Genomic DNA, 11,917 nt, shown 5'->3' with positions numbered 1-11,917 from the left:
ACATGGGACTGAACAACACACTCAAGGCGATCAACGACCCGATCCGCCGCCAGATCCTCGAGCTGCTCAAGGCGGGGGACCGCTCGGCGGGCGATATCGCCCAGCAGTTCGACCTATCACAGGCCACGGTCTCCTATCACCTGCGCCTGCTGCGCGAGGCGGGACTGATCGAGGTGACCAAGGAGAAGAACTTCATCTACTACCGACTCAACCTCTCCGTGTTCGAGGAGTTGCTGGGCTGGATCTACGACTTAGGAGGCCAAAACCCATGAAAGAGCGTCATGTCGGGCGTCAACTCGCCCTTACCCTGCCTGTGATCCTCGCGCCGATCCTGTACGGCCTGACCATCTACAGGCGGCTCCCTGCACGCATCGCGATCCACTGGGGAGTGAACAACACGCCCAACGGCTGGGCGAGCCGGCCCATGTTCGTCTTCGGTTTGCCGCTGATGATGTGCGCCTTTCAGCTGCTCGTTCTGCTGGTGCCGCGCGGAAAGCAGTCAGCGCCGCGCTTCGAGCGCATCGTCATCTGGCTGATGCCGCTGATGACCGTGATCCTGTACCTGGCGACCGCGCAGATCGCCCTCGGCGCCCACATTGACGTCTGGCGCCTCGCGACTGGGCTGATCGGGGTAATGTTCATCGCGATGGGCAACTACATCCCCACCATCCCGGCCGGCTACAGCTATGGGCTCAACACGATGCGCTGGCTGAGCCGCCGCGCCCAGTGGCCACGCGTTGCCCGCCGGCTGGGGCGGTGGATGGTGCTCGCCGGGCTGGGGCTTTTGATCAGCCTGGCGCTGGCCCCAGCCGTCTCGATCGTGATCCTCGTGATCGCCTGTGTTGGGCTGTTGGTCGCACCGCTGATCGCGAAGTGAACGGATCGGCTCGCCTCGGCCGGACTTTAGGGCGGTCGCGTCAGACCGGGGGCCAGGGCAATCACCATCGATCATCCGCAGCCAACGATTCGTGCACTTTGGCTGTAAATAATTTATAATACAATTAGTGGTTATCTGCCAATTCGGCCCGACCGGAGGAATCGCCATGCGCCAACAAGTCCAGACACTTCAAAAGGCCCTATTCGTCGCCCAGATGGTCGCTTTATCGGTCACCACTTACTTCCCGGCCATGCACGCAGACGCGACCGCATGGCTCAACTGGCTGATGTACGGGCTCGCCTTCCTCGGCTGCTCGGACCGCTTCTGGCTCCGCCCCCTCGACCAGTTGACCCAAGACCCCGCCGGCTACCTCACCTCCTTCAGCATGCGCTGGTCAGCGTGTGGCGACCTGCTCATGATCGCGGCGTTGATCTGGTTTTTCGGGTTCGATCAGCGCCTGTTGCCGCGCCTCGTGCTCACGGCGCCATACGTGTTCATCTGCCTCTGGACGGTCATCAATGCGCGCCACCTCAAACATTACGCGCAGTCGTTGCTTTTCCCACGCCCCGCTTCAACCCACTAATGCCCAGCCCGCGGTGCCAGCATCCCGCCGCCTAACGCTAAAAACGCCTCACCCGCTTGCAACAGGGTGAGGCGTTTTTAAGCCCCCATTAAGCGTTGGGGTAGAGCCGTGCCACGATCGCGGCCGCCGGCAGTTCGACCGTCAGCTTGCCGGCGATCTGACCGGCCATCAGCGTGCCGTGATCGACATCGCCTTGGATCGCACGTGCCAGGCTACCGTCGACTAGCGCGTGCAGCGCCGCCGGTGTCGCACCGGCGGCCTCGGCCTCGAGGTAAGCGGTGGTCAGCGGGTTGCGCAGGCTGCGCACGGCGTCGCCCAGGGCCCGGCCGGTGACCACCGTGCCGGTATCCGGCGCGGCGATCACGGCCTGCTTGTACGCCGGGGCGATCGGCGTCTCGGTCGCCAGCAGGAAGGCCGTCCCGACCTGCACGCCATACGCACCAAGCGCCGTAGCGGCCGCTACACCGGCCGCATCCGCGATCCCGCCGGCGGCAAACACCGGACAGTCGACGGCGGCGGCGACTTGCTGCACCAGGCTGAAGGTGGTCTCGGTGCCAATGTGGCCCCCTGACTCCATGCCCTCGGCGACCAGCGCATCAACGCCCAAGGCGGCCATCTTCTGGGCCACCTTGACGCTCGGGATCACGGCGACCACCTTCGTCCCGACCGCATGCAACGCCGCACAGAAGCGCTTCGGCGTCCCCGCCGAGGTCGTTACCACCGGCACCGGGGCGGCGATCAGCGCCGGCACCAAGTCCGCGATGTTGTCTTGTTGCAACATCAGGTTCACGCCAAACGGGGCGTCTGTCGCCGCACGCACCGCCGCGATCGCGGCCGCCAAGTCCGTCGGGGTCATCCCGACAGTCGTCAAGACCCCCAACCCGCCCGCTTCGCTGACGGCGCTCACCAGCGCCGGCGTCGAGATCTGCGCCAAGGCCCCTTGGATCAGGGGCAGGCGCGTGCCAAGAATCGTTGTCAATCCAGTCACGTCCTTTCGTCTGCCTCAAGGGTACCGGATTTCGACTGGAAGCGCCACCACCAATCGTGATTTTCTTCACGACTCGGGGCGCGGCCCGCCGGCCACCCCAAAAAAGCCGGCATAATCGCCGGCCGGAGCGTGCGATCGCGGCTCAGTCGCTCTTCGTCGGAATGAACGGTTGGATCATCCCAGCCAGGGCCTCAACGTTGCGCGTCTGGATGTAGACGCGCCCAGTCCCGCTGAAGTGGTTGACCAACCCTTCGCCGGTGGTGAAGCCAAAGGTCCCGCTGGCGGCCTCGATGTTGTAGTCCAGCGTGGTGGTCCAGGCGACCACGTGACTGTTGTCGATCACATAGTCGTCGGCGTCGCTCAGGTCCAGCGCCAGCATGTCACCGTACGCGCTGACCAGCATCGTGCCTTCGCCCTGTGTCTCCATGATGAAGAACCCGCCGGTGCCGCCGAACAGCGCGCGGCTGACGCTTTGGCTGATCATCTTGTAGCTGGCGGTACTGTCGGCGGCCAAGAACGCCCCGGTGTTCAGGCGCCACTGGTGGCCGGCGTCAACTGGGAGCGCCGAGATCGGCCCGGGGTTGCCCGGCGCGATAGCGATCTCCCCCGCATCAGCGGTGCCGGTCGCCGTGGTGATGAAGAAGGACTCACCCGAGGTCATGCTGCGCCCGATCGCGCTCATCAACCCCCCGAGGCCCCGCTTACCGTTACTGTTCATCTTGCCTTCCAGCGCCACGCGCCCGTTGTGGTAGATCATCGCGCCGGATTCGATCTGCACGCTGGCGCCGCGATCAAGGTGCAAGACGGCCATCGGGAAGGGACTCTCCCCTTTCAGTTCGTAGTTCATGTGAACCACCTCCTGCCCCCAGTTTACCCGAGTTGGCAACGCTTGCCTAGTCAACGGACAGATGGCGTGAATTGTCCGTACCGCCACCAGCGGCCGGTGCGTATCATGATGGGGTAAACCCACAACTCGGAGGTCGCAATGATGAAGACAAACTTTGATTTTCTCATGCCCAGCGTCAACTTCTTCGGCCCCGGCGTGATCGACAAGATCGGCGCCCGGGCTAAGATGCTGAACATGACGCACCCGCTGATCGTCACCGATAAGTTCTTGCAAGGGGTCCCGAACGGCCCAGTCGCCCAGACGTTGGCATCGCTCGACGCCGCAGGGATCACTTACACCATCTACAACGACGTCGAACCCAACCCGAAGGTCCGCAACATTCAGGCGGCCAAGGCCCTGTACCTCAGCGGCCACTGTGACAGCTTGATCACCGTCGGCGGTGGGTCCGCGCACGATACCGGCAAGGGGACCGGGATCATTTTGACCAACGGCGACGACATCACCCAGCTGGCTGGGATCGAGACGCTCGCCCACGCCTTGCCGCCGCTGATGGCGGTGAACACGACCGCCGGCACCGGCTCCGAGCTGACGCGTCACTGCGTGATCACGAACGAGGCGACACACCTGAAGTTCGTCGTCGTCTCGTGGCGCAACATCCCACTGGTCTCCTTCAACGATCCCGCCTTGCAGCTGGATGTCCCCGCTAAGCTGACCGCCGCGACTGGTATGGACGCCTATGTCCAGGCGATCGAACCGTATGTCTCGACTAACCGCAACGCGATCACCGACGCCCAGTGCCTGCAGGCGATCCGCTTGATCGAGCGCCACCTGCGGCCAGCGGTCGCAAACGGCCACGACCTGGCGGCCCGCACCGGTATGGTCGAAGCCGAGATGCTCGCCGGCATGGCGTTCAATAACGCTGACCTCGGCTATGTGCACGCGATGGCCCACCAGCTCGGCGGGCAGTACGACGCCCCCCATGGCGTCTGCTGCGCCTTGCTGCTGCCGATCGTCGAAGCCTACAACCTGATCGCCTGCCCCGAGCGCTTCGCCGAGCTAGCCGTCGCAATGGGGGAAAACACCGCTGGCCTGTCCACACGCGAAGCGGCAGAACTGGCGATCCGCCACATGCGCCAGATGGCCGAAGACGTCGGCATCCCGCACAGCATCAAGGCGATCGGGGCCAAGCCGGCGGACTTCCCGCTGATGGCGGAGAACGCCTTGAAGGACGGCAACGCCTTCTCTAACCCACGCAAAGGCACCAAGGCTGAGCTGATCGCGCTGTTCCAGGCCGCTTACGACGCCGACTGATGACCACCCTCGAAGGCCGCATCGCGGCCTTTTTGGCGTATTGTGCTATACTGGCCTTACAGAAAGAAAGGAAGGATGGCCGTGACACGAACGATCACACTCGCCGGCCGCACGGTGCCGGCGCTTGGCATCGGGACTTGGGGGCTCGGCGAAGGCAGCACGGCGCAGTCTGAAGCCGAGCTGGCCAGCCTGCGCTTGGGGTTGGACCACGGCTTACAGGTGATCGACACCGCCGAGATGTACGGTGACGGCGCTGCCGAAACGCTGGTCGGCCAGGCCATTCAAGGGCGGGCGCGCGACCAGTTGGTCCTGATCTCGAAGTTCTACCCGTGGCACGCAACGGCGCGTAAGATGCGTGTGGCCCTCGAAGCCAGTCTGCGCCGCCTCGGGACTGATTACCTCGACCTGTACCTGCTTCACTGGCGCGGTAACACTCCCCTGCGCGAAACGCTGACCGGGTTGCAGGCCCTGCAGCAGGCTGGGTTGATCCGCGCCTATGGCGTCTCGAACTTCGACGTCGCCGACTTGCAAGACGCGCTGGCCCTACCCGGCGGTGCGCAGCTTGCGGCCAACGAGGTGCTGTACAACCTCACGGCGCGCGGGATCGAGGTCGACCTGTGCGCGACCCACGCCGCCCATGGGCTGACCACGATCGGCTACTCGCCCTTCAACTCCGGCCGCGGGACGAGCATCCACCTCCCCCGTGCCGTACACGCCCTCGCTCGCGCCAAGGGCCTGAGCGACCACCAGCTGATGCTCGCTTGGACCCTGCGCGATCAGGTCCTGTCGATCCCCAAGGCGGCCAGCCCCGCACACATGCAGGCCGACCTTGCGGCCCAGGCCGTCACCTGGACGGCCCCGGAGCTGGCCCAGATCGAGGCCGCGTTCCCGCGCCCGTCACACAAAGTCCCGTTGCAGATGATCTGACCCACAAGGAGGTCTCCCAATGAAGGTTTTTGTCGCCGGTGCCCACGGCCAAGTCGGGCAACAAGTTGTCACCACCCTGCGCGCCAACGATCACACGGTGATCGCCGGCTACCGCGACCCGATCGCCCAGGCCGGCCCGGCCACGGCCGAGTTCTTGCCGGTCGCCTTCGACCTGACCGCGCCGATCGCAACGCTCGAGGCCGCGATGCGCGGTAGTGAGGCAGTGATCTTCGCCGCCGGGTCTGCCGGGCGCGACCTCTTGGCCGTCGACCTCGACGGGGCGGTCAAGGTGATGCAGGCCGCTGAGCGCTTGGGCATCACCCGCTTCATCATGCTCAGCACCATCGATGCGGCCGACCGCGCCAAGTGGCCCGCCGAGTTGACTAACTACTACATTGCCAAGTTCTACGCCGACGAGTGGCTGCGCACCCGCACCGACTTGGACTACGTGATCGTCCAGCCGACCGCGTTGACCAACGCCCCGGCCGCAGGTACAATCAACTTAGCCCCGGCTCGGCTGACTGCGATCAGCCGGGCGGACGTCGCCACGGTCCTGGTCGAGGCGCTGGATGCCGACTTGCATCGGACCACGCTGAAGATCACCGGCGGCAGTATCCCGATCGCGCAGGTCTTGTGACCCGTCCCGCCTGATAGAGAAACGAGGAATTCGATGAATTGGTTGACAACGCTCATCGCCGATCTGAAAGACGCCGCTGACTACCTGCACCACCACCACCTGAAGCGTCCGGTCCGCCGCGCCTTGATCGCACTTGGCGCCGTCCTGGTCGTCGGTACGGGAGTGGCCGTCGGACTGCACCTGCACGGCCAGCAACAGGCGACCCAAGCCGCCGCAGAAGCGGCCCAGGCGAAACAGGCTCAGCAAGCGGCCCAAGCCGCTAAGCAAGCGCGCTCCCAGCGGCAAGCCGCGGCCAAGGCCGCAGCCGCGAAGAAGGCCGCGGCGAAAAAGGCCGTAGCGATCGACTGGCACAAGCCATCCGAGGCCAAGGCCTACCCGAATGTCTACGCCTACGCGCACCTCGCGATCCAGGTCTCCCTGGCCAAACAGCGCGTCTACATCAAAAACGGGGCGACCGTGCTGTACACGATGTACGCGTCGACCGGGATGAACGATACCACGCCGCACGGTACTTACGCGATCCAGCGCGAGCGCGGCGACTACTTCTACAACCCCAACGAGAAGATGGGCGCCCACTACTACACCAGCTTCTTGAACCACGGCCAGTACCTGTTCCACACCGTGCCGACCGACGCAAACCGCCAGTACATCCCCGCCGAAGCCGCGAAGCTGGGTAAGGAACCCGCCTCCCACGGTTGCGTGCGTCTGAGCATCCCCGACGCCCAGTGGATCATGAACACCGTTCCGGAAGGCACACCGGTCACGATCGGCTGAGCTTGACAGCCCGATCACCCCATGTTATGGTTCTAACCAGATCAACACGAAACGGAGTGGAAGCCATTGAAGTAAGCCCATTGTTGAAACCGACCCTGACTCATCGCCTGATGACATCAGACCAGTACCGCGCAAGCGGTCTGGCCTAGGCGACGTCTACGGTTTTTTCGACAATGGCTTGCCTCAAGTGGTGCCCACCACTTAAGGTCAGCGCACGCTGGCCTTTTTGCATGCCTGGAAAACTCACCTGGAGACGATGAGTCCTTCCGTCCCACTCGGTCATCCCCGAGCGGGGCGTCACGGAGGCACTTAACGATGACGACAATCCAACTTGACCACCTGACCTTCGGCTACGACGGCCAGGCCCTGCTGTTCGACAACGCGAGCTTCGACCTCGACACCAGCTGGCACCTCGGGCTGGTGGGGCGCAACGGCCGCGGCAAGACCACCCTGCTGCGCCTACTGCTCGGTGAACTGGACGCCCCAGGCCACTTGAGCGTCCCGGTGCCACTCCACTACTTTCCACAACCGATCGCCGACCCGACGGCGCTGACACTGTACGCGATGCAAGCGATCAGCGACGCCGAGCAATGGCAGCTCGAGCGGGAGCTGAACCTGCTGGCGGTCGACCCTGATGTCTTGTGGCGGCCCTACGCAGACCTCTCCGGTGGCGAGCAGACCAAGGTCCGCCTCGCACTGCTGTTCGTCGACACGGCCCACTTCGCCCTGATCGACGAGCCGACGAATCACCTCGATACCGCGAGCCGCCAGCACGTCGCCGCATACCTGCGGCGCAAGTCCGGCTTCATCGTGGTCAGCCACGACCGCGACTTTCTCGATGCGATCACCGACCACACCCTGGCGATCGACAAGCAGCAGATCACCTTATTCGCCGGTAACTATTCGGTGTACGCAGCCGAAAAGCCGCGCCAAGACGCCTTCGAGCGCGCAACGGACGCCAAGCTGCGTACCGACATCAACCGCCTGCGCCAGACCGCCCGGGAGAAGGCTCAGTGGGCCCACGCGCGCGAAGGCGACAAGCACGGCGACCCGCACCAGGCCGGCAACGGCGCCGTGGCGAACAAGGGCTTCATCGGCGCCCGCGCCGCCCGGGTGATGCAAAAACGCAAGAACCTCGAACGGCGCATGGACGCCGAGATCGACCACAAGGCCCAGCTGCTCCAAAACATCGAGACGATCGCCCCGCTGACCATCGAGACGCGCCCCGACCACCACGACGTCTACGTGCACCTCGCTGCGCTCAGCCTCGCTTATGCGGACGGGACACCGCTGTTTGCGCCCGTCAGCTTCGACGTTCACCGCGGCGACCGCATCGCCCTGGTCGGCCCCAACGGGATCGGCAAGTCATCCTTGCTGCTCGCCTTGCTGCATCGCTTCAAAGGCACGGTGCACGGCACCATCAGTTATCCCCAGTCCCTGCGCATGAGCGTCCAGCGCCAACGTTACGAGGATAACGTCGGCACGCTGGCCGCACTAGCTGCTGCGCGCCAGCTCGACTATCAGGCTTTGTTGAACAACCTCAAGAAGCTCGGGCTTGAGCGCAGCGCCTTCACCACCCCGATCGAGCACTTGAGCATGGGCCAGCAGAAAAAAGTTGAGCTCGCCCAGTCACTGGTCACCCCCGCCAACCTGCTGGTGTGGGACGAACCGCTGAATTACCTGGACCTCTACAACCAAGACCAGCTCGCCGACAGCTTACTGGCGCACCAGCCGACGATGCTGTTCGTCGAGCACGACCAGGCGTTCATCGACCGCGTCGCGACCCATGTGATCGAGCTACACCGCTGAGCCGAGCGTCGCGCCGGACTTCTCGCGCGCGTTATGGTACACTGACCCCAAAACCCTAAGGAGGCTCACTTATGAACTCGCTTTATCACACCTATGTGCAAAACCACAACGGCCTGACCGGCACCAGCTTCGTCGAAGGCGACGAAGGCCTGGCGCTGGGCGTCTCCAGCTCGCTGATCCAGGCTCCCGGCACCAACCCTGAGCAGTTCATCGGCTTCGCGCTGTCGACCTGCTTCAACGCGACCATCCGCATCATCGAGCACCGCGAAGGCACGCCGGAGGACTCGCAGCTGCGCGTGCGCGTCGACATCGCCAAGGACACGATCGGCTACCGCTTCATCGTACAGGCGCAGATCCGGATGCCAGAACACGACCGCGCCGACGCTGAGCGGATCGTCGCGCTAGCGCTCGACGAATGCCCCGTCGCCAAGCTCCTGAAGGACAACGAAGGGGTCACCTTCCACATCGTGGATGACTTCACCGACGGCCCTGCGTACGGCGAGTAACGCGCCGACCCCTTCATGACACACAAAAAGCCGGCCCAGGGCCGGCTTTTTGTGTGTCACTCTGTCGATTTGAGCGCCTCGATCATGTCGACATGGCGCAGCTTGCGGTGCGTGACGAGCATCACGATCACCGTGAAGGCGACCATCAACAGCGCCGAGGCCGCCGCCCCGGGCCAGTGGATCACGACCGGGAAGATCACCTGCGGGGTGGCGGCCTGCCGCAGGATGAACGCGAGCAGCGCCCAGCCGATGCCGTACCCCCCGAGGATCCCGACCAGCGTCATCACGATGTTCTCGCGCACGATGTACATCGTCACTTCACGGTCGTAGAAGCCGAGCACCTTGATGGTGGACAGCTCACGGATGCGCTCGGAAACATTGATATTCGTCAAGTTGTACAAGACGACGAACGACAGCACGCCGGACAGCAGGATGAAGATCGCGACGACCGGGCCCATGGTCTTGCCCATGGTGTCCATGCTCGTGAGCTGGTCGCTGGTAAAACTGGTCCCGAGCGCCTGGCCGTCTGCCAGTAGCGCGTGGGCCAGGCGGTCCTGCTGCTTGGCGGTCGTGTTCGCCTTCAGCCGCACGAGCAGCGCGTTGACGCGCGGCGCGGCCTTGAAGGCCGCGCGGTAGGCGTCGGCGCTCATGTAGACGAACACGCCCATGTAATTCGGCGTGACCGCCGCGACGCGCACCCGCACCGCCTGACCGCCTGTCTGGGTGAAGCTCGGATGCCCTCCTGCCTTGACACCAAGCTTATCCGCCACTTTTTGGCTGATGATCATGCCCCGCTTCGGCAGCGCCGCGCTGAGCGTGACGTACCGCGCCCAGTCGGTCGCCGTCAACGGCGTGAACAGGTTGATCTCGTTGAGTTGCTTGCCGTTGGCCCGCGCCTTACCGATGGCGGTGTGAAGCTGCTTAGCCCCCTGCACCTGCGCGTTCGCCTCCAGCACGGCTTCCGCTTGGCGAACTTGACCGGCCTTGGCCAGCGCCACTGTCGCGTCGTAATGCGCCACTTGGCTGAACTGCGTCGTGCCGGTCGCCAGGATCGAGTCGCGCAGGCCGAACCCGGTCAGCAACAGCCCCATTCCCCCGGCGATGCCGACGATGGTCATCACCATGCGGCTCTTATAGCGAAACAGGTTGCGGTAGCTGACCTTCTGGTGGAAGCTCAGGCGCCGCCACAGCGGGGTGAGCCGCTCCAGCAGGATGCGCTTGGCGGACTTGGGGGCCCGCGGCCGCATCAGCTCAGCCGGCTTCTCCGCTAGCTCGCGCCGGACGACGATCGCCGCCGCGCCGACCGTTGCCAGCAGGGCGAACCCTAACGCCAAGGCGAAGACCCCCCACATGAACGGGACCGTCGGCGTCATCGGGATGCACTCGTGGTACAGTGAGATCACGAGCCGCGGCAGGGTCAAGTTGCCGATCACGCCGCCCAGCGTTGCGCCGAGCACGCCGGCCATCAGGGCATAGGTCAGGTAATTGCGTGCGATCGCGCCTTTGCTGTACCCCAACGCCTTGAACGTGCCGATCTGGCCACGCGCCTCTTCGACCATCCGGGTGATGGTCGTGAACGTGATCAGCGCCGCGATCAGGAAGAAGAACACGGGGAACACGTTGGCGATCGCCGCGATGCGCGCGGATGAGTCGCTGAAGGCAGAGAAGCCGGACAGATCAGCGCGGGTCTGCCAGGTGTAGCGCGTGTGGATAGCCGCGGTCGCTTGCTGACGTGCGGCGTCAAGCTTGGCCTGATTGGCGGTCAGCTGCGCCTGCTGTGCCTCGAGCGCCGGGGTGGTGGTCAGCTGACCCTGTGACTGGGCCGCCACCTGTGCGCGGGCCGCGTCGAGTTGGGCCTGCGCGTCATCGAGCTGCGCCTGTTGCTGGGTCAGCGGAGCCGTTGCCGCCGCAATCAGCGCCTTGTCACGCGCCTTGGCCCGCGGGCCAAACGCGCGGCGCAGGGCCGCGACGCGCGCCGCCACCTGATCGAGGTAGACATCGCTGTAAGTGTTGTCGTGCTGCAGCGACGCGAAGCGCACGTTGAGCTGAGTCGCGACCGCCAGGCCCATCTGGGCGTCCGGGATGTAGGCAAAATACCGCACCGTCCCGTCACCGATGTTGGCCGCCCCCCGGCTGGCGTCGTCGATGTACTGCGGTGAATCCGCAAAGCCGACGATCGTGAAACTGCGCCGCTTCAAATCAGCCGAGCGGTCGAAGTGGTAGGTCTGGCCGAGCTTGTAGCCGTAGTGCTCCGCAGCGCGCTGGTCGAGCACGATCTCGCTGGCCCGGCGCGGCAGGTGGCCGGCGCGCAGCGACAGGCGATTCTGCGTCGCGCCAGGCTTGTAGCCATACAGCGCGACCACGTTCTCATCGGCGCCGCCGGTAACGAACTTGAACTTGACCAGCTCCGCCCGGGCGCCCTTGACGCCTTCGGCCGTCTTCACGTCGGCCGCGGTGAACCCGGTGGTCGACATCAGTTGCACGTCGGCGAGGTGCAAGTCGCCCACGGTGCGGTCCATCGAGTCGTCGAGCCCCGGGCCCGCTGCCTTGACCCCGACGAAGATCAGCGTGCCCAGCAGGATGATCAGGATGATGGCGATGAAGCGCCCGAGGTTGGCCCCGATCTCCCGCCACATGTTTTTAGTCATCGGTCTCATG

Annotated in this window: 12 protein-coding genes; 9 read left to right on the top strand and 3 right to left on the bottom strand. The window is 64.6% G+C overall.

Annotation, left to right across the window (positions count from 1 at the left end):
• Positions 1-2: 2 nt before the first annotated feature.
• The 3 genes from HII33_RS02960 to HII33_RS02950 all read left to right on the top strand — a co-directional run bounded on the left by HII33_RS02960 (position 3) and on the right by HII33_RS02950 (position 1,460).
• Positions 3-272, top strand: a complete 270-nt coding sequence (locus tag HII33_RS02960; RefSeq protein ID WP_179394306.1) for an autorepressor SdpR family transcription factor — start codon at positions 3-5, stop codon at positions 270-272.
• Complete coding sequence (locus HII33_RS02955) at positions 269-877, top strand: DUF1648 domain-containing protein (protein ID WP_179394305.1); 609 nt, start codon at positions 269-271, stop codon at positions 875-877. Before HII33_RS02960 ends, HII33_RS02955 begins: the two co-directional genes overlap by 4 nt.
• Positions 878-1,043: 166 nt before the next feature.
• Positions 1,044-1,460 (top strand): hypothetical protein, encoded by a 417-nt coding sequence (locus HII33_RS02950; RefSeq protein ID WP_179394304.1) that lies wholly within the window; start codon positions 1,044-1,046, stop codon positions 1,458-1,460.
• Positions 1,461-1,548: 88 nt separating this feature from the next.
• Here the strand turns inward: HII33_RS02950 and HII33_RS02945 are convergent, their stop codons facing one another.
• Entirely contained in the window at positions 1,549-2,448 is a 900-nt protein-coding gene (locus tag HII33_RS02945; RefSeq protein ID WP_179394303.1) for a nitronate monooxygenase, read from the bottom strand.
• A gap of 142 nt (positions 2,449-2,590) precedes the next feature.
• The gene (locus tag HII33_RS02940) at positions 2,591-3,295 is read right to left on the bottom strand and encodes a TIGR00266 family protein (RefSeq protein WP_179394302.1); all 705 of its coding nucleotides are present in this window, start codon (positions 3,293-3,295) and stop codon (positions 2,591-2,593) included.
• Positions 3,296-3,436: 141 nt separating this feature from the next.
• Here HII33_RS02940 and HII33_RS02935 point away from each other — a divergent pair, with 141 nt between their 5' ends.
• The 6 genes from HII33_RS02935 (at position 3,437) to HII33_RS02910 (ending at position 9,259) form a co-directional block, all read left to right on the top strand.
• Entirely contained in the window at positions 3,437-4,606 is a 1,170-nt protein-coding gene (locus HII33_RS02935) for an iron-containing alcohol dehydrogenase (protein ID WP_179394301.1), read from the top strand.
• A gap of 75 nt (positions 4,607-4,681) precedes the next feature.
• Positions 4,682-5,533 (top strand): aldo/keto reductase, encoded by an 852-nt coding sequence (locus HII33_RS02930; RefSeq protein ID WP_179394300.1) that lies wholly within the window; start codon positions 4,682-4,684, stop codon positions 5,531-5,533.
• Between the two features lie 19 nt (positions 5,534-5,552).
• Positions 5,553-6,170, top strand: coding sequence for an SDR family oxidoreductase (locus HII33_RS02925; protein ID WP_179394299.1), 618 nt, complete (start codon positions 5,553-5,555; stop codon positions 6,168-6,170).
• A gap of 33 nt (positions 6,171-6,203) precedes the next feature.
• Entirely contained in the window at positions 6,204-6,944 is a 741-nt protein-coding gene (locus HII33_RS13945; RefSeq protein ID WP_218841890.1) for a L,D-transpeptidase, read from the top strand.
• A 315-nt stretch (positions 6,945-7,259) separates the two neighbouring features.
• Complete coding sequence (abc-f, locus tag HII33_RS02915) at positions 7,260-8,753, top strand: ribosomal protection-like ABC-F family protein (protein ID WP_179394298.1); 1,494 nt, start codon at positions 7,260-7,262, stop codon at positions 8,751-8,753.
• 71 nt (positions 8,754-8,824) lie between these two features.
• Positions 8,825-9,259, top strand: coding sequence for an OsmC family protein (locus tag HII33_RS02910; protein WP_179394297.1), 435 nt, complete (start codon positions 8,825-8,827; stop codon positions 9,257-9,259).
• A 56-nt stretch (positions 9,260-9,315) separates the two neighbouring features.
• Here the strand turns inward: HII33_RS02910 and HII33_RS02905 are convergent, their stop codons facing one another.
• On the bottom strand, positions 9,316-11,916 hold the full coding sequence (locus HII33_RS02905) for an ABC transporter permease (protein WP_179394296.1): 2,601 nt from the start codon (positions 11,914-11,916) through the stop codon (positions 9,316-9,318).
• Between the last annotated feature and the right edge of the window lies 1 nt (position 11,917).

The sequence above is a fragment of the Lacticaseibacillus absianus genome (assembly GCF_013407595.1).
GTDB classification, from domain to species: Bacteria; Bacillota; Bacilli; order Lactobacillales; family Lactobacillaceae; genus Lacticaseibacillus; species Lacticaseibacillus absianus.
Note: the sequence above shows the minus strand (reverse complement) of the source record. Positions and strands in the feature narration are given on the sequence as shown.